This window comes from Leuconostoc gelidum subsp. gelidum KCTC 3527, assembly GCF_000166715.1.
In the GTDB taxonomy this organism is placed as follows: Bacteria; Bacillota; Bacilli; order Lactobacillales; family Lactobacillaceae; genus Leuconostoc; species Leuconostoc gelidum.
In genome coordinates this window covers 1-17,729 of sequence record NZ_AEMI01000001.1, presented here as the reverse complement: position 1 = coordinate 17,729, position 17,729 = coordinate 1, and the positions used below count along the sequence as shown (strand labels likewise).

At 36.3% G+C, this 17,729-nt stretch carries 17 protein-coding genes, 1 tRNA gene and 1 riboswitch; of the genes, 11 read left to right on the top strand and 7 right to left on the bottom strand.

Annotated features, from left to right (window positions below; all coding sequences use genetic code 11):
* The first annotated feature begins 70 nt into the window (after positions 1–70).
* The 3 genes from xylA (at position 71) to EUI_RS0100080 (ending at position 3,316) form a co-directional block, all read left to right on the top strand.
* Complete coding sequence (gene xylA, locus EUI_RS0100090) at positions 71–1,417, top strand: xylose isomerase (protein ID WP_010015222.1); 1,347 nt, start codon at positions 71–73, stop codon at positions 1,415–1,417.
* Between the two features lie 205 nt (positions 1,418–1,622).
* Entirely contained in the window at positions 1,623–3,134 is a 1,512-nt protein-coding gene (xylB, locus tag EUI_RS0100085) for a xylulokinase (protein ID WP_010015221.1), read from the top strand.
* 94 nt (positions 3,135–3,228) lie between these two features.
* Positions 3,229–3,316: transfer RNA gene (locus tag EUI_RS0100080), tRNA-Ser, on the top strand.
* Positions 3,317–3,456: 140 nt separating this feature from the next.
* On the opposite strand, the gene EUI_RS10695 is transcribed toward EUI_RS0100080, so the two are convergent.
* The 3 genes from EUI_RS10695 to EUI_RS0100065 form a co-directional block, all read right to left on the bottom strand.
* Complete coding sequence (locus tag EUI_RS10695) at positions 3,457–3,645, bottom strand: tyrosine-type recombinase/integrase (RefSeq protein ID WP_224154653.1); 189 nt, start codon at positions 3,643–3,645, stop codon at positions 3,457–3,459.
* 428 nt (positions 3,646–4,073) lie between these two features.
* Positions 4,074–4,787, bottom strand: a complete 714-nt coding sequence (locus EUI_RS0100070; protein ID WP_010015217.1) for a potassium channel family protein — start codon at positions 4,785–4,787, stop codon at positions 4,074–4,076.
* A gap of 277 nt (positions 4,788–5,064) precedes the next feature.
* Positions 5,065–6,171 carry an SLC13 family permease gene (locus EUI_RS0100065; RefSeq protein WP_010015216.1) on the bottom strand — a complete coding sequence of 369 codons (1,107 nt, stop codon included), beginning with the start codon at positions 6,169–6,171 and terminating at the stop codon, positions 5,065–5,067.
* Between the two features lie 225 nt (positions 6,172–6,396).
* Between EUI_RS0100065 and EUI_RS0100060 the strand changes: the two genes are divergently transcribed.
* The 3 genes from EUI_RS0100060 (at position 6,397) to EUI_RS0100050 (ending at position 9,934) form a co-directional block, all read left to right on the top strand.
* Positions 6,397–6,810 carry an iron chaperone gene (locus tag EUI_RS0100060; protein WP_029508476.1) on the top strand — a complete coding sequence of 138 codons (414 nt, stop codon included), beginning with the start codon at positions 6,397–6,399 and terminating at the stop codon, positions 6,808–6,810.
* Between the two features lie 144 nt (positions 6,811–6,954).
* The gene (locus EUI_RS0100055) at positions 6,955–7,920 is read left to right on the top strand and encodes a cation:proton antiporter (protein ID WP_010015214.1); all 966 of its coding nucleotides are present in this window, start codon (positions 6,955–6,957) and stop codon (positions 7,918–7,920) included.
* A 388-nt stretch (positions 7,921–8,308) separates the two neighbouring features.
* Complete coding sequence (locus tag EUI_RS0100050) at positions 8,309–9,934, top strand: leucine-rich repeat protein (protein WP_010015213.1); 1,626 nt, start codon at positions 8,309–8,311, stop codon at positions 9,932–9,934.
* Positions 9,935–10,028: 94 nt separating this feature from the next.
* Here EUI_RS0100050 and EUI_RS0100045 read toward each other — a convergent pair whose 3' ends face one another.
* A complete protein-coding gene (locus EUI_RS0100045) occupies positions 10,029–11,027 on the bottom strand; it encodes a YeiH family protein (RefSeq protein WP_010015212.1) in 999 nt (332 codons plus the stop codon).
* A 119-nt stretch (positions 11,028–11,146) separates the two neighbouring features.
* On the opposite strand from EUI_RS0100045, the gene EUI_RS0100040 reads away from it, so the two are divergent.
* Positions 11,147–11,977, top strand: coding sequence for a LysR family transcriptional regulator (locus EUI_RS0100040; protein WP_010015209.1), 831 nt, complete (start codon positions 11,147–11,149; stop codon positions 11,975–11,977).
* Here the strand turns inward: EUI_RS0100040 and EUI_RS0100035 are convergent.
* Together EUI_RS0100035 and EUI_RS0100030 are read right to left on the bottom strand one after the other, a co-directional pair.
* Positions 11,972–13,132 (bottom strand): MFS transporter, encoded by a 1,161-nt coding sequence (locus tag EUI_RS0100035; RefSeq protein ID WP_010015208.1) that lies wholly within the window; start codon positions 13,130–13,132, stop codon positions 11,972–11,974. The genes EUI_RS0100040 and EUI_RS0100035 overlap by 6 nt on opposite strands.
* A 69-nt stretch (positions 13,133–13,201) precedes the next feature.
* Positions 13,202–13,942 (bottom strand): NUDIX domain-containing protein, encoded by a 741-nt coding sequence (locus EUI_RS0100030; protein ID WP_010015207.1) that lies wholly within the window; start codon positions 13,940–13,942, stop codon positions 13,202–13,204.
* A gap of 123 nt (positions 13,943–14,065) precedes the next feature.
* Positions 14,066–14,192, top strand: a riboswitch (THF riboswitch).
* Between the two features lie 41 nt (positions 14,193–14,233).
* On the opposite strand from EUI_RS0100030, the gene EUI_RS0100025 reads away from it, so the two are divergent.
* Both EUI_RS0100025 and EUI_RS0100020 read left to right on the top strand, forming a co-directional pair.
* Positions 14,234–14,812 (top strand): folate family ECF transporter S component, encoded by a 579-nt coding sequence (locus EUI_RS0100025; RefSeq protein WP_010015206.1) that lies wholly within the window; start codon positions 14,234–14,236, stop codon positions 14,810–14,812.
* Between the two features lie 83 nt (positions 14,813–14,895).
* Entirely contained in the window at positions 14,896–15,372 is a 477-nt protein-coding gene (locus EUI_RS0100020) for a DUF805 domain-containing protein (protein WP_010015204.1), read from the top strand.
* A gap of 40 nt (positions 15,373–15,412) precedes the next feature.
* Here the strand turns inward: EUI_RS0100020 and EUI_RS0100015 are convergent, their stop codons facing one another.
* Positions 15,413–16,093, bottom strand: a complete 681-nt coding sequence (locus EUI_RS0100015) for a membrane protein (RefSeq protein WP_029508475.1) — start codon at positions 16,091–16,093, stop codon at positions 15,413–15,415.
* A 156-nt stretch (positions 16,094–16,249) separates the two neighbouring features.
* Here EUI_RS0100015 and EUI_RS0100010 point away from each other — a divergent pair, with 156 nt between their 5' ends.
* Complete coding sequence (locus EUI_RS0100010) at positions 16,250–17,020, top strand: (S)-acetoin forming diacetyl reductase (protein ID WP_010015201.1); 771 nt, start codon at positions 16,250–16,252, stop codon at positions 17,018–17,020.
* A 68-nt stretch (positions 17,021–17,088) separates the two neighbouring features.
* Entirely contained in the window at positions 17,089–17,634 is a 546-nt protein-coding gene (locus tag EUI_RS0100005) for a GtrA family protein (protein WP_010015198.1), read from the top strand.
* Positions 17,635–17,729 lie beyond the last annotated feature (95 nt).

Below are 17,729 nucleotides of genomic sequence, written 5' to 3'. Positions count from 1 at the left end.
TTGGTTGTCCAAACCAACCAACACAAATAAAACGTGAGTAGGACGCAAAAGTCCAGAAGGAGTATCTAACATGTCTGAATTATTCTCATTTCCAAAAGTGGCATTCGTAGGGAACCAATCCTTACAAGCTGGTGATGGGTATCATTACTACAATGCTGATGAAGTTGTTGCAGGCAAGAAAATGAGCGAATGGCTCAAATTCTCAGTGGCTTATTGGCATACAATGGATCAACGTTTGACGGATCCATTTGGTGAAGGGACAGCTACGCGCCCATGGGACATAGAAGGCGATCCTAACACAATGGCAGCAGCGTTGGCCAAGGTGGATTACTTATTTGAATTTTTGGACAAAACAGGTATTGAATACTTCGCTTTCCACGATCGTGATTTGGCACCAGAAGGCAAGACATTAGCCGAAACAAATGCTAATTTAGATCAAGTCATTGACAAAATTGAACAAAAGATGCAAGAAACTGGTAAGAAGTTGTTGTGGAATACTTCATCATTGTTCACCAACAGGCGTTTCTTAGCTGGTGGCGCAACGACACCATTTGCGGAAGTTTTTGCTTATGCTGCAGGCCAAATCAAGCACTCACTTGACATTGCTAAGCGTTTGGGTTCAGAATCATATGTGTTCTGGGGCGGACGTGAAGGATATGACTTCTTGGTAAACACAGATACGAAACGTGAATTAGACCACATTGCGGCCTTCTTTAAATTAGCGAAAAATTATGCGGATGAAATTGGTTACACGGGTCAATTCTTGATTGAACCAAAGCCAAAGGAACCAACACAACATCAATATGACTTTGATGCACAAACAACCATTGCTTTCTTGAAGACATATGGTTTGGAAGACACATTCAAGTTGAACTTGGAAGGTAACCATGCCTATTTGGGTGGTCACACATATGAACATGAAGTGCGTTTCGCTCGTGAAGCTGGTTTGTTGGGCTCATTGGATGCCAACATGGGTGACAAGTTGACAGGTTGGGATATTGATGAATTCCCAAATGATGTTTACGAAGCAACTTTGGTCATGTACGAATTCTTGAAGAATGGCGGTTTACCAACCGGTGGATTGAATTTTGATTCAAAGCCACGCCGCCAAAGTTTCGAATTCGAAGATTTGTTTTATGCTCATGTTGCTGGAATGGACACTTATGCTGCTGGTTTGAAGGTAGCAAATAAGTTGATTGAAGATCAAGTGATCGAAAATATCTTGAAAGATCGTTACGCATCATTTGATTCAGGTATCGGTGCTGACTTTGAAGCTGGCAAGGTGACTTTGAAGGACTTAGCTGCCTACGCAGAAAACAAGACAGATGACGAAATTAACGCCACATTACAGTCAGGTCGTCAAGAACAAATTAAGTCAACTTTGAATAATTATATTTTCTCAGTACTTGGCCGCTAATCTTTCAATGCTCACAGTCATCATACCAATCCTCTGAAACTTAATATCATATATCATTTAATCTATGCCGTGTTTTACCCCTCCCTCTAAAAATTACACGGCAAAAAGGGCCGCTACAATTGATGTGCCGGCCCTTTGTACATAGCACACTCGCAACATCTGCCATGTGTGCAAATATTTTATCAAACCACATTGGAGAAAAAGCATGACACAAGTTGTATTGGGTGTCGATTTAGGCACATCATCTGTTAAAGTTTCTGCTGTTGATCGTCAGGGACAAATTGTTGCACAACAAAGTTTCGACTATCCATTGACGCAACCACATCCTGGTTGGTCAGAACAAAACCCTGAAGATTGGGTGAATGGGACAACTGTTGCAATTGTTAACTTAATTTTGAAAGATGGCTTAAATCCTGCGGACATCGCTGGTATATCATATTCTGGCCAAATGCATGGCTTAGTGCTATTGGACGATAACAATCAAGTATTGCGCCCAGCAATTTTGTGGAATGATACGCGAACGACATCACAGACACAAGAAATCGCTGAAAAAATGTCAGAAGAGTTTGTGGCAATTACACGAAATCACGCATTAGAAGGCTTCACCTTACCTAAAATTCTGTGGGTGAAAGAAAATGAACCAGAAATTTTCAAGCAGGCCAAAATGTTCTTGCTGCCAAAGGATTATTTGCGCTACCGAATGACAGGCAATTTAGCCATGGATTATTCAGACGCGGCAGGGACTGTGGCATTAGATGTGGTGCATAAAACTTGGTCTAAAGCTGTACAAGAAGCTTTTGATTTGCCTGCATCCTTCTTTCCAGAATTAATCGAATCGATTGATTTTGCAGGGTATATTTCAGAGTCGTATGCGACATTTTCCGGTTTGCACACATCAACAAAAGTCTTTGGTGGTGCCGCAGATAATGCAGCCGGTGCTGTAGGTGCCGGTCTGCTCAGCGCTAACATGGTGATGTCTTCAATTGGCACATCGGGCGTTGTGGCCAAATTTGAAGATCAGGCGGACGTTGATTATAAGGGTGATATTCATTTCTTTAATCATGCGATACCGAATAAATTTTATTCAATGGGCGTCACTTTAGCTGCTGGGGATGCCAATGCTTGGTTTAAGTCAGTATTTGGAGAAGACATCCCTTTTGAAGATTGGGTAAACGAAGCTGCGCAGTCGTTAGTCGGCGCCAACGGTTTGATTTTTACACCTTATATTTCCGGTGAACGTACACCTTATCCAGATGCGGATATTCGCGCTAGCTTTACTGGAATTGATCGGACACATCAGCGCGCCGATTTTATTCGCGCCGTTTTGGAAGGTATCATTTTTAGTTTTAAGGACATTATGACGATTTATGACCGTGAAGGCGCTGATTTCGACACTGTCGTGGCCATCGGTGGTGGGGCTAAAAGTCCGCTTTGGTTACAAATTCAAGCAGATATATTTAACAAAAAAGTGACCACTTTGGTTAACGAACAAGGGCCCGGGCTTGGTGCGGCGATGTTAGCTGCCACTGGGTTGGGTTGGTACGACAGTGTTCAAGATGCAGCAAATAAAATTATTAAATTTGGTACAACCTATTATCCTAATCCTGAAGCAGTTGCAAATTATGATCAAGTTTATGCGATTTATCAAACTATTTATGCAGCAACCAAAGAAATCTCACATGAATTGTTGACATATCGCCGCCAATTAAAACATTAATCGCATCAGAGCGCCAACCATTTGCTTTGTACGAACCAAACATACGAAAATGCTTGCTACTATCGTCTATAGCTGGTATAATAATATTTGTTATGGAGAAGTACTCAAGCGGCTGAAGAGGCGCCCTTGCTAAGGGTGTAGACGTGTTAAAGCGTGCGAGGGTTCGAATCCCTTCTTCTCCATATTAGCTGTCACACTGCAATTGTTGGTGTGACAGCTTTTTTATTTGTAATCGTTGGTATGACGATGTTTTCAGTGTTTAATAAGGTTCATTTATGTTCAACTAGAAACAACATTTTAACAAGTTAGTGCTACAATAATGCTACAGTTTATTTAATTCAGTCAATGCTTTTGAAGTTTCAATATTTCTTTTTTTATCAAGTAAGTGCGCGTACACGCTTAATGTGATATTGACATCGGCGTGGCCCAATCGTTCACTAACATACTGAATAGCGATATCTTTAGATAATAAGAAACTAGCATGTGTATGTCTCAATTCGTGAAATGTAATTAACTTACTGTCATCTTTTTAGAGATAACGTCTTAATTGCTTGTTTGCTGCATTATTAGTTGTTGTACTTTCAAACGCAAAGCGCTCGCCTAGCGTCTAATTTTTGGCTAATTGCATAATATCTTCGGGCATATCTATCATACGGTTCCAACTTTTTGTTTTCGTTGTTTTAAATGATCGATCGTCTGCCTGCCATAATCATGTATTAATTCCTGAAGCAACTTTGAGTTGATTCCAAATTTTAGCACACCGACCGTCTGCTCTGACATGGCGCGCTTGTTTCTTTGTTATCTGTACGAGTTATAATAAGCAGCCAAACTATATGATCAATAGTCCAATAATATGAGTAACGGTAACAGCCAATATTAACCAAGGGATTAGTTTCCACAAACCCACTAAAGTAAACTAAAAGAACATTATGATACCAATTAAGAACGTGACGAATTTCCTTTCTTTATTTCGTCATGCAACAACTGTAATTCTAATTTTATATCTTGCAATTCTTGCTTCAACTGATCATTCTCTTTATCAGACTTTTCATCAACAAAGAATGCAGTTATAGTGCTAGTGACACTACCAATTAGACCAATACCTAATACCATCAAGATAACAGCTACAAATCGACCGACTTCAGTATGTGGGGAGATGTCGCCATATCCAACAGTTGTCATAGTAGCTATTGCCCACCATAACGAGTTCATATAATCGACACTCTCTGCTACAGAGTATATTTCGGCGCCAATCACAATTAATATTATAGTCATAATTACTAAGTATATAAATCCATTAGTGCCAAAAAATCGTTTGATACTTTTTTGTATTTTTCCAGTAAAACCAACTATTCTAATTAATCGCAATAATTTAATGACACGCAGCACTCGAAAAGCCCTAAAGAAATAGAAAATTGAATCAAATGGTATAATGGCCAATAGGTCAAATATATTAGATTTGAAGAACTGCTTTTTATTGTTTGCGAATGTAAATCTTGTGATATAGTCTATCCAGAAAAAAACAAGAATTCCTTTATCTAGGTAACTGTAAGGCGGTGAACCGGCGCTGATAACGTTAGAAATGTCTAATAGTGCCAATAGGATAGAAAGTAAAGAAAGGATGAGCACAACAGAATAATATATTTTTTTCACGATAAAAATAGAGCCTTTTTATTATTCACCAATGGTGTAACTTTATTCTACTACATTAAAATTATTATATGTACGCGCAAATCTTTTTCTAAGTCTGGTTTTTTACCAAACTTGTAAAACCAAAATTTAAGGAAAATCTTGCACTATTTTTACCAATCTAGTTATCTAAATTTACATTAAAGTATTTGTATATAAGCTAAAAACTACGGACTTAATCATCTGCAGTTGTTTTAGTTTGATATTTTAATGCTTCAAAAAATTATCACTTTCTTTTTAATTATAAAAATAATAGCAACAATCCAATCAATACAAAAACAGATAAAAATAAAATATTCAGAAATGTAAATATTTTAAAAAACTTAAAATTAGTGTGATTTTGAGAATATGCAGAATATTGTCTTAGGGCTAATAGATTTGCGAGAGAAGCTATTAATGTCCCAAGTCCACCGACAGATACGCCTAAAAATAAGGGATAGACGTTATCCGTAAACTTGGACAGTAATACGGCAGTAGGAACGTTACTTATGAATTGACTCGTTATACATGCTGAAATAAAAGTAGATATCGAATTTTGAGTAGTAATAGTGACTAAGTGATGAACAAGACCAATTTTGCTAACTGCGCCAACAATTATAAAAAAATTAACGAACGTCAGTATAATTGCATAGTCAACGTGTAAAAATACTTTTTTACTCAAGAATATTCCGCTTAATATACTTATTATTAATGAAAAGTATATAGGAATAACTGACAATACACCTAGTAAAACAACTAGACTTGAAGCAATCAATAGGGTAGCTTTTTTGCGATCTATTACTTGGTTGTTATCAAGATTTGTATTCACTTTTTCATTATCTATAAATAAACAACTTATAAATAGTGTCACGAGAGCTATTGAACCGAGAATAAGTGACATGCCTAAAAATTGAGAAATGCTGAGTTTATAAAATGAAACAATATAAATGTTTTGAGGATTACCAAAAGGTGTGATGGAACTACCAAGATTTGCGTATACTGCTAATAAGCTGATAGTAGCTATACTGGGTAAATTGATATATTTTTTAATATTAAAAAATATAGGAACGAGAGTTAAAATAGCGACGTCATTTGTAAATAACATTGATCCGACAAACGAACATAATAATAGTACTAAAAATACACTACGAGAAGAATGGCATTTTGAAACAATATAATTGGCGATATATTTTAGAATGCCTAAGTCTTGATAAATTGATACTATGATTAGTAAGGAAGCTAACGAATAGATTGTTTTGAAATCAATATCTGTTATTCTGACATTACCGGCCAGTATGGAAATAATAGATAAAATGAAAGTTACTAAAAATGTTTTGTCGACCAGAATTTTTTTTATTAAGTTTGGCATATGATTTATATACTTTCTATGGCACTATATATTTGAAGCGCCTGCTTATTTTTTAAGTCTAGCTTTTTGATCAAGTTATTTATAGTTCCAAAAGTTAGTATAACAAAAACGATTAAAGACATATAGATGTTTTGTATCATATCAAGAAATAAATTTTTCTTAAAGTCGATGTGGTCACATCTAGTAATGGTAAACTAAGAAATAAAAGTCTAAAGGAGAGAAACCATGATGGATAAAAATACCTTTTCTGATTTTGAACGTGAGGCAATGAGAGAGCGGGCAGAGGAACTAAGAAAAACCAAGAACACAGAAGCCGACGTGTTAGATAAAATTTCAGAGATGACAGATAATGAAGCACAAATTGCCATTGCGGTTCATAATCTTGTTAAAAAAATAGCACCAGAATTAAAACCAAAAACTTGGTATTCAATGCCAGCCTATGCCAATCAAAGTGGTAAAGTTGTTCTATTTTTCCAACCTGCGACCAAATTCAAAGCAAGATATTCAACTTTAGGTTTCAATGATGCTGCAACATTGGATGAAGGGGATTTTTGGCCAGTAACCTTTGCAATAAAGCAAATCACACCGGCTATTCGTCAGCAGATTAGTCTTTTAATTGAGAAAAGTATTCAAAAATAAAAATACCTTCTGTTTGATATGGCATAATAAATAATGGTATGATTGTTACAGTTAAATAAATTACGGTTGGGCGAGAGCTTCAAGAAATTAATTGGTCGGGGAACCAATGTGTTTTTGAAGCTTTTTCTATTGAGGAGATAAACTATGTCATATATAACTATTGCATTATTGATTGTTGTTACCATTATTTTTGGAAAAATAGCAACAAAACTTGGGTTTTCAGAGGTTGTGGGACAACTTCTATCAGGTATAATACTCGGATCTAGTGTACTAAACATTGTGCATCCGACGAGTCTGATTCATTTATTATCAGAGATTGGTATTTTTATACTCATGTTAAATTCCGGTATGGAATCTGATATTAAAGAGATGAGAAAATATATAAAAGCATCTACGTTAATTGCAATTATGGGCGTTATTGTGCCTGCCGTATCATTTCCAATAGCTTTCATGTTACTGGGTTATACACTAAAAGTTTCATTATTTGCTGGTGTTGTCTTTTCAGCCACATCTATATCAATTACTTTGGCTGTATTAGCAGAACAAAAGAAATTAGCAACGCCTATGGGTGCTATCATTTTATCTGCGGCCGTGCTTGATGATATTATCGCATTAATTGCAGTGACACTGTTTTCTGTATTTATTGGTGGTGGGGCACTAGGTGTTGGCAGTCTGTTACCTTTGATTGCTTTTGCAATGGGCATTTTGTTAAGAAAAATATCATTTTCTGAGCAATTAGCACAAGGACTTAACTGGATGGGCAGTTGGTTGTTTTATCCTATCTTTTTTGGATCCATTGGTTTAGGCATAGCACTTCAAGATCTGAATAATAAGTTATTGCCAATCATGATATTTAGCATTTTAGCCATCATTACTAAGTTTTTCGGATCACTCATTGGTGCAAAGTTATCAGGTTTAAATAAAACTGTTGCTCAGGCAATTGGCGCCGGCATGATTTCAAGAGGTGAAATGGCGTTAGTGATAACACAAATCGGAATTTCCTCTCATCTTATTGGTGATGCGGCATCAGCGGAGTTTATTGTTGCTATCATTATTTCAACTATTGTTGCGCCGATATTGATGAAACCGCTATTTAGTAAAGTGGATTAAATAGATGGTTTTCAAATTAAAACCCGGTTTTTGAGGCCACTTATTTTGTTTAAAAAATGAACTTATTTAACATAATCAGGCAAAGGTTAACAATTGATTGTTGAATTTTTAGTGTAAATTAAAATTTTTATATCTGTAAACATCACCAATAATTTAAACAATTGATATGTATTTTAGAAAGTTCATTTCAAGTGGGCTTTTTGATGTTGCATTTCTAATAGGAATTGGGCTACATAACAAAAATATGTTAAACTAAAAGGAATTATTGATACCTTATTCACATGACAGATCAGGCAATGGTTTTCTGGTCAGTATCTAAAATTTGAATAAGGTTACAATTATGAGGGGCGTGCGGACAGCAAGCCAGAATAACTGGGGGAAATTGAATATGAAGTTTAATAGTAGGACAATAAGTATCAGGTACTTTTTTGGGAAAGTACGAACAAACGGGGCTTTTTTAAAAACAATAGGCGCCGTGTTTTTAGCAACATTCATGATTAATTTTAATCATGTAATAGCGCATGCTGATACAATAGCACAACCACCTTTAAACGTTAAAGATGGTGTGCTATATGGCTTTTCAGATGATCGAACACAACATATAGGCGCGACAGTTGTCGTTCCAAACAATGTGACAAGCATTGCCAATACAGCTTTTTATAATCAAGGTATTGGTCGAGTTGATTTTAGTGCGGCAACTAAATTAACATCTATTGGTGATTTTGCCTTTGCTAAAAACCATTTAAGCACCGTTAACTATCCTAATCTTAACGATAATAATTTAGGGTGGTATATATTTTACGATAATGACATTAATTTGGTGACATTTGCTGACGGTGTGACGCATATTAATGATGGTGCTTTTTCTAAAAATCCTAATCTAACAGCAGTCAACTTACCATCAACCATCACGGCAATAGGCGATTGGTCTTTTGCCGGTGATCGTTTAAATACAATTGATTTAACAACGATCAAGCATACGAATGATTTAAATGTTGGATCGGGGGCATTCTATGGTAATCAAGCATCACATATTGCTGTGTTACCAAATAACGAATTGAACAATAGTGGCAATCATCCCATTCGTTGGTATGGCTATGAAGCGTTTGGTCAAAATACTGGTCAAGCCAATCTCATCGCCAATCAATATGCCTTAAAGCACCAGAATTATGCTACTGGTACACCAGGTAACATCAATTCAGCGGACAGTTTTATCTATGATTCCCAGAATTCATCAACGATTACAGGTGTCAAATCAGGGGTTACAACGCTTGGTAAAACTATTGTTATACCAGATAATATCACGAAAATCGCTGACAATGCATTTAAATCATTAGGTATCGTAGCAGTTGATTTTTCAAAAGCAGCAGGGCTCAAGCAAATCGGAAATTTTGCGTTCTATGATAATCAAATTTCAAATACATTAACACTTCCTGATTGTTTAAATTCTGATATATCAGGTATTGGCTGGTATGCTTTTGCTTCAAACAATATTTCAAAGATTAACTGGCCAAATAATGGTACAACAGCGTTAAATGATTTTGTTTTTTCTAGTAATAAGCTAGCAAACATTAATTTACCAAATACTTTACAGTCAATTGGGGATGGCACCTTTTTAGACAATCAAATTAAAGATGTGACACTCCCATCAAGTTTGCAACGCCTAGGTTCTGGCTGTTTTGCCAGTAATGCAATTGATCAACAACGATCAATCGCATTAACTAATGCGGTTAATCAAATGGATTCGGAAAAGAATTTGTCTGCTGTTTTGTATCCTTTTGGTGTCATGATAGCTCAGTCAAATAGCCAAATCAAAAATCGATTTATGAAAATGCCAAACGGTGAATGGCAATACTTGGACAGCAGTGGTCTACCTCTAACAGGTCAGCAGATTGTTGATGGTCATAGGTATTACTTTAATACAGATGGGACACAAGTTAAAGGTTATTCAGTTACTTTTAAAGACGGTAGTGTGCATCAGTTTGACGCTAACAGTGGTGACGAATTAAACTAAAACATAGTAGTCATTGTGATGAGAGAAAAGGGTGGCCAATAAGGTGAGATATTATCTCACCTTATTGGCCACCCTTTTTTTGGTTTAAAAATAATTAATTAAATAGAAGATGAATTAGAATAACTGCTAGAATGACCTGTACAGCACCGGTCACTAGTCCGTACGTTAAGAACTTACCACCAGATTTTTTAATTGTAGCAACTTTAAGATTTAGACCAATTCCCGCCAAGTTAACGACACCAGTAAAACTAGAAATTGTTTTTGCACTATTGTTAATGAGATGAGGTAATGAAATGACGCTGTTAACGCAGAGTAAAATAACAAAGGCAATAATGAACCAAGGGATTTTAACGCCCTTACTAGGGGTCGTAATCTGATTATTAGTATCGTCTTTTTGAGCCATCTTTGCAAATATTAATACAACGACAGTGAGTAAAATGATGCGTAACATTTTAAATAAGGTTGCATAAGTGACAACAGTCGGATTAATCAAAGCAGCAGTACCAACAACTTGACCAACTGACTGTACGACACCACCAACTAATGCACCGAGCAATAAATTATTGTTACCAACTAAGTAAGGACCAATGACAGGTATAACAAGAAGTAGTACCACACCAGTTAGACTAACAGTTGCCACGGTAGTTCGGCGTTGATCGTCAGTTGCGCCAATTGCAGGTGACACTGATGCAATAGCACTTGACCCACAAACAGCGTTACCAGCACCCATTAACATGGCAGACTGTTTTGATACCTTAAATATACGGCCACCTAACCAGAGGACAATAACAATTGTTAGGGTCATTTGAATTAAGATGAATAATAGACCATTAATACCTAACTTTTCTATTGTTCGTAATGTCACTGTTAGGCCCATCAAGGCAATGCCAATTTCGATGGGAAACTTTTCAGCCCATTTTATTCCTGGTGCCCATGTTGCACCAGTTAGAACGGTGTTTCCAAGTAATATGCCGAGTAACATGGCAATGGCTTCAGCCCCTAAAAACGGTAACCATATCGCTAAAATTTTAGCGATGATTGATAAAATGACGGTAGCAATAATACCGTTTAACATGTTAGCTTTTATTCTCACAACTATTCTCCTAAACTACCCAATATGTTTTTCGTTAATTCTTATGCTACGCGTTTATTTGCTATTTGTAAAATAAATGTTTATAATATATTCAATTAATAAACGTAATGGATAGGGCGATGCTTAAACTAATAAAAACATTTATTGCTGTTTATGAAACAAGATCTTTTTCAAAAGCAGCAGATCAACTTTTTATCTCGCAACCAACAGTTAGCGTGCATATTAAGCAGTTAGAAGAACAATTAAATGTCAAATTATTTGACCGTAATGGGCGTATGTTTTTATCACCAACATTAAATGCGCGTCGATTTTATCAACATGCGACGCAATTACTCGATGACTGGCAAGAGGCAACAGCGAGTTTAGATTTGACAACAGAAAATACGCGTACAAGCATTAGTATTGGCGCTTCACAAACGACAGCGACCGTCTTATTGCCAAAAATCATAGCACAATTATCAAAATCAACGCTTAATAGTATGAATTTAAAAGTCGAAATGCATAATTCTGAAGAAATTTTGGCTGGGGTATTGAATAAGCAATTTGATTTAGGCTTCATTGAAAAACCTATCACGAATGATTTTATTGTACGTCATACATTGGCTAAAGATCAGTTGGTATTAGCGGGGAATCTTGACTCCGATATGTGGCTAGTGAGAGAAAAAGGGTCAGGCGTTTATCATTATATGCAGCAATATTTCAAACAACAAAATATTGTACCAGAACATTTTTTAACTATTACAAATAATGATATTATTGTCAAAATGCTGTCAGAAAATATTGGTAAATCCATTGTTAGTAGTCAAACATTGCCAAAAAATATGTCCTTTAAAAAACTACCAGATAGTTTTAATCGTAATTTTTATTTAATTAATCACCAACATAATAATCGTCCTGAGATTCAGGATTTTATTGGGACTGTAGAAAAAATCGCTAAAATTTTATTATGAGGCCTGTTCGTTGATACCAAAATTAATGATGATGACAGCAATAAGCAATAGTACAACAAATAGGCTAAAGATAAATGCAATACCTGTTTTCATGTCCAACAACCAGCCAACAAGAAAAGGTCCGATGGTAGCACCAAATCTACCAATGGATTGAGCTGTGCCCATAGCTGTACCACGAATACTTGTTTGAAATAAACTGGGGGTCAGAGCAATCAAAATTCCCCAAGCACCAAGATCAAAGAAAGACAGAAAGGCTCCAGAGATTAAGACCATTGGTAAACTGGTTGACAGGATGAAAACCAAACTTGAGGCAATTGTGCCAAGAAGATAAGTGATTAGTAATTTTTTTGGACTAATCTTGGATAAAAGATGAGCTGCTAAATAGTAACCAGGTAATTGCGCAATACTCATGATCAATGTATAGCCTATTGAGTTGACAATTGGAAAACCACGTAGAACCAACACGCTGGGAAGCCAAAGGAATATCCCATAATAGGTTAGCATGACAATCAACCAAACAATACTGATCATGATGAATGGCCGTTTGTTTTTAGGGAATAGTAGTTCTTGAAATGGCTGTGTTGTGTGCTTGGTTTTGACTAAGGGATCTGGTGGTAAATGTTTTCTTAAAACGAGTGCATAGCTAGCAAAAATTACCGTTAGCATGACAGCGACACGCCAACCAAAATGAGGGATGACAAAAAACGCGATTAATGATGCTAGAATCCAACCATAAGCCCAAAAACTGTCACTCAACACTAACATTTGTGAACGTTTTTTACCGGTATAGCGGTCAGCAATAATGGTTGCCGCAACAGGTAATTCGCCTCCAAGACCAATACCTGTGACAAAACGAATGATTATAAACCAAGTGACATTTGGGGCAAAAACAAGTGCCAAATTACTGAGTGAAAATAAGATGAGTGTACCTATTAAGACCTTTTTACGGCCAAACATATCGGAAAGTCTACCACACAAGAGGGCACCGACCATCATACCAGCAGAAGTAATAGCCGCAACAACACCTAATTGGGTTGCATTGAGTGCCCACTCTGTTTTTAATAAGGGCATAATAAATGATAATAGTGCCACATCAAGGGCATCAATCATCCAAGCTGTACCAATAATTAATAAGAACCGTTTAGAGTTATCCATCATAAATTCTCCTAATGTTAATAAAAGTTTTTTTTACTTTTATTGGTTAAAGAGAATTATACATGAAATTTAATTAATAAGCAACCGATATTGTTTTGCAGGACGTCCAGGTTTATTTTGACTGATCGCACCAAGAGGTTGTAACAAGTCTTGATGGTTTCGTAGGAAATTTGAGTTGTCAGGTTCAGTTTTTCCAAAAATGCCAAATACATGACGGGCCATTTTTAAAGTGAAAGATGGTCCGAGAATTAAGAGAATAGTTGGTTGATAATTCAATTTATTCATAATTCTTTTTGTGGCAACAGTTAAAATCCAATTGTGATCAAAAGCTAAATGTTTATCGGCTACTTGATTCTGATGATTGATGTAATCGTCATCGGCTAACGTCGTAAAAACAAAATCAAGGTTTTTGAAACGAAAAAGACCTGATTTTTGTTTTTGGAGTGTGAACCATTGTGCGTCGGTTGCACCAGGACCAGGGTTAAGCAAAGGTTGCTGAGGCAAAAAAGTCATATAACTTAAAGATAGCGCACGTTCTTCTGGTGAACGTGATGGATCTGTAAAAGTTGCTAACTGTTCGGCATGAACATCTGGTAAGTCTAGACCGAGTTTTTCTTTAACTAGTCGCAAAGTCGCGTCATGAGCACTTTCATTGATGCGTAGCCAAGTTTCAGGCAAGGCCCAAAAATCTTTAAAGGGATTGTCAGAACGTTTAATTAATAAAAGTTTGATATCATGTGTTTGAGCATCAAAACTCCAAATGACATTGGTAATTGTGATGAAAGGTTTTTCTACTAAATTGTGTGTCATGTTTATCCGCCTTGAAACGTCATTATTGATATTCCTATATGTCATTATTTTAACATGTTTATTATTTTTGTATTGTTCGGATAGAAAGATGCTACAATGGGTGAGTCAATATGACAAATAAAAAAAGGGGTAGATATCTGCGCGTTAAGTGTGAGGGAAACGGAATGTGAGCCTTCAACGAAATAAAAAATATCATGTGGTAGAACCACGTTGTCATTTTTTGTGCGATGCAGATATCACATTCACCAATATATGTTTTGCGGTGAGCGCTCCACTCGGAGGTTCAGAACTATGGCAGTTCAAAACACAACGCCTGTTAAAGGCACTTGGTCACTACCCAAATTAGACGTGAGTCAATTTGTGGTACTCGCTTTACTAGTAGGACTTGATATAGTCTTAGGTAAGCTAACTGTTGGTACAAACGTTCTCAAAATTAGTTTTGTGTTTGTGGCAATGTCGCTGATTGCTAAATGGTATGGTCCAGTATGGACCATGATGATTGCAACTATCCTAGATGTTGTTGGTGCAACAATTATTAATCCAAGCGGTACATTTTTTCTAGGATTCACATTATCAGCGATTACTGCTGGGCTAATATATGCCTTGTTTTATTACAATCAAGTACATGTCAGTTGGCTTAGAATTTTAGGGGCAGTTGGCTTAGTAACGTTTGTTGTTAATGCTGGTATGAATACATTATGGCTATTCATCATGTATTCTCAGGTGCATACATGGGATTCGTTTGTCACGTTGCTCATGCCACGCTTGATTAAGTCGATTATGATGTATCCAATACAAGTTATTGTAACATATGCTTTTTTGAATAATGCTGCGGTCAAACAAGCAACTAAAAAAATTTTTAATAAATAATAGTTAAACAGCCTCGGCTGTTTTTTATTGCCATTAAAAGAGGATAATGGTAAACTTGAAAAAATAATATAGGGGATATTTATATGACAGCTTGGGGCGCATTAATAGATTTTTTTAAACAATATAAGCGATTTATTGGTACAAGCTCAAGAAGTGCATTTAATTGGATGACTTGGTTTTGGAATATTATCTACTGGATTATCGCCATATTGATAGTTTTTGTTGCTGGCCTAGGTGCTTTTTTTGGTAAGCACGGGACGTCTATGACTGATGCAACACCATTGTTTGGGACAATAATTTTAGTTGCTGTTATTTCTGTCGTATTATCAATCATTATTATTATCCCTAATTTAGCGTTATATGCTCGACGTTTACATGATATGGGTTATTCAGGTTGGTGGCAGCTTATAGTGATTATTGTTAATGTTATACTGATAGTTGGCGCTATGTATTCAGGCATAAATGAGGATATATTGTATGGGATTCAAACTGTTATTAGCCTAGGATTTAATCTCTGGCTGTCATTTGGACAAACAAAATTCAATACTCAATACAGTTAAAAAGTGCTGATAATTCTTAACATAAGATTATCAGCACTTTTTAATTACCTCTCACATCGCCATGGACAAGATGCTTGAAGATATATTTATCTGACCAGGCAATATTTCGACCTTGAAAGAAAAAAGATAAGACCGTACCAATTCCCAGTGCGACAAATTGATGGCTAAAAATAAAGGCAAATATGGACAGGCCAATTGCAGCAGCAAAGTTGCTCATTTGTGCTGTTGAGGCATTACCATGAAAATAGTCGAAACGTAAAATATTTGTGAGATCATCTAGGGGATGCAAAATCCAATTGACCCGTTGGTAAATAGAAATTGCGACACCAATAGTCCATATACCAAAGAAATCAATCGGTATACGTAACCACCAAGCAAGTGAGTGGATACCAATGCTGACGAAATAATTAGCAAAAAAGCTCACTAAGAAGCTAAATGACAAACCAAAAATAATATTGCCAATGAGGCGGGTCCAGTTGAAATTCATGGCGAGAAACATGTTTAAAAAGGCTACTGAAATGGCGACTAATGCTAAAAAAATGCCAATTGGTAAACCGCTGGCATTGGATAAATTTGCAGCGCTGGCTGTCCAAGGAGCGGAACCCATACTAGATGCGACACTTAAACCATTGCCAAATGAATTGACAATAAGTGAAATAACGAAAAAACTAATTTTTTGTTTTAAACCAAGTTGATAAAATTGACCATCGATATAGTACATGCAATTCTCCCAGGAATCATAATATTGTTATTATAACAATACCAGGGCGCGATAACCATTTTTTATCAAATTGATTAAATTAATTAGTTTACTTATTCACAAACTAGGCGTATATTATGAACTATAAAGTCAGATGACTAAGAAAGGAATTTAATCATGAGTAAAGTAGCATTAGTAACAGGCGCAGGTCAGGGCATTGGCGAGGCAATTGCACATCGTTTAGTGAAAGATGGATTCCAGGTGTCCCTAATTGGCCGACATTTGGAAAAAGTTCAAAGAGTAGCAAATGACATTAACGCCAATGGTGGAGAAGCCATTGCGATTCGTGCTGATGTTGCTAAACGTGATGAGGTTTTTGCAGCAGTCAAAGCCACAAAAGAAGCCTTTGGTGATCTGAATGTCATTGTTAACAACGCCGGTGTTGCACCAACGACACCAATAATGGCTGTTACAGAAGATGACATGAATTGGACATGGGGTATTAATGTTAATGGCGTTGTGTGGGGAACACAGGCCGCAACAGAAGCGTTTAAGGAATTGGGCCATGGCGGTAAAATTATTAATGCGACATCACAAGCTGGCGTTGAAGGGAATGAAAACTTAACTGTATACGGGTCGACAAAATTTGCTATTCGCGGTATTACACAAACAACAGCCAAGGAGTTGGCACAATTTGGAATTACGGTTAATGCGTTTGCACCAGGTATTGTGAAAACCCCTATGATGTGGGATATAGCACACGAAGTCGGTCAAAATGCGGGAAAAGATGATGAATGGGGTATGGCGCAATTCTCAGATGGCATCGCTCTAGGTCGTTTGAGTGAACCTGAAGAAATTGCTAGTGTTGTTAGTTTCTTATCTAGTGATGATTCAAATTATGTGACAGGTCAAACAATTATTGTTGATGGTGGCATGGTTTTCCATTGATTACTTGACTAACATACTATATTTGTGTTGTAATAAAAGAAATTGTTTTCATTGGCGTAAAAATCGGGATGGACATTAATGTTCATCCCGATTTTTTAATTAGAAAAGCATTTAAAGGGCATATGGCAGAACGTTATTTAAAATCCGAGAAAATAAAATACCTGTTTTGGGGTGTCATTACCACACTAGTTTATTTTTTGGTGAGATTTGTAGCAATGGCGCTATTACATCAGGCCATGCTGCCTGCACTGCTTGCACAAGTTGTGACGGTTTTATTTGCTTTCGTGGTAAATAAGTTTTTCGTATTTGCGGATAATCAAAGTCGGCATGTTGTCGTGCAGTTGATGAGATTTAGCGCTGGTAGGTTATTTGTTGCCGGAATTGATTTTTTATTAACATATATTATGATTGAACGCTATAGTGACCTATTTATTCGTTTGTTACGACTGAATATAATTAATTTTCAAACGTTTCCCTTTGGATTATCTTGGTCATGGCTACACGGGTGGGTTTATGATAGTAAATCATTCAATGCTGTCATTGCAGTTTTTGTAATCCAAGTGATTGCAATTGTGGTTAATTATTTCATTTCTAAATTTATGATTTTTGACTGATCTCTAGACTTGAATTAAAAACATAGCAAAGTAGTCTAAGCACTTCAAGTTATTATAACGTCAAAAAAACGCCCAATAAGTTAGGTTTATCTAAC

Bases quoted from the DNA above. Each gene is read 5' to 3' on its own strand.
- EUI_RS0100025 (WP_010015206.1), top strand. From the start codon at position 14,234: ATGGCAGTTCAAAACACAACGCCTGTTAAAGGCACTTGGTCACTACCC.
- EUI_RS0100065 (WP_010015216.1), bottom strand. From the start codon at position 6,171: ATGCCAAACTTAATAAAAAAAATTCTGGTCGACAAAACATTTTTAGTA.
- EUI_RS0100040 (WP_010015209.1), top strand. From the start codon at position 11,147: ATGCTTAAACTAATAAAAACATTTATTGCTGTTTATGAAACAAGATCT.
- EUI_RS0100060 (WP_029508476.1), top strand. From the start codon at position 6,397: ATGATGGATAAAAATACCTTTTCTGATTTTGAACGTGAGGCAATGAGA.
- EUI_RS0100050 (WP_010015213.1), top strand. From the start codon at position 8,309: ATGAAGTTTAATAGTAGGACAATAAGTATCAGGTACTTTTTTGGGAAA.
- EUI_RS0100005 (WP_010015198.1), top strand. From the start codon at position 17,089: ATGGACATTAATGTTCATCCCGATTTTTTAATTAGAAAAGCATTTAAA.
- EUI_RS0100020 (WP_010015204.1), top strand. From the start codon at position 14,896: ATGACAGCTTGGGGCGCATTAATAGATTTTTTTAAACAATATAAGCGA.
- EUI_RS0100015 (WP_029508475.1), bottom strand. From the start codon at position 16,093: ATGTACTATATCGATGGTCAATTTTATCAACTTGGTTTAAAACAAAAA.
- EUI_RS0100010 (WP_010015201.1), top strand. From the start codon at position 16,250: ATGAGTAAAGTAGCATTAGTAACAGGCGCAGGTCAGGGCATTGGCGAG.
- EUI_RS0100030 (WP_010015207.1), bottom strand. From the start codon at position 13,942: ATGACACACAATTTAGTAGAAAAACCTTTCATCACAATTACCAATGTC.
- EUI_RS0100035 (WP_010015208.1), bottom strand. From the start codon at position 13,132: ATGGATAACTCTAAACGGTTCTTATTAATTATTGGTACAGCTTGGATG.
- xylB (WP_010015221.1), top strand. From the start codon at position 1,623: ATGACACAAGTTGTATTGGGTGTCGATTTAGGCACATCATCTGTTAAA.
- EUI_RS0100055 (WP_010015214.1), top strand. From the start codon at position 6,955: ATGTCATATATAACTATTGCATTATTGATTGTTGTTACCATTATTTTT.
- xylA (WP_010015222.1), top strand. From the start codon at position 71: ATGTCTGAATTATTCTCATTTCCAAAAGTGGCATTCGTAGGGAACCAA.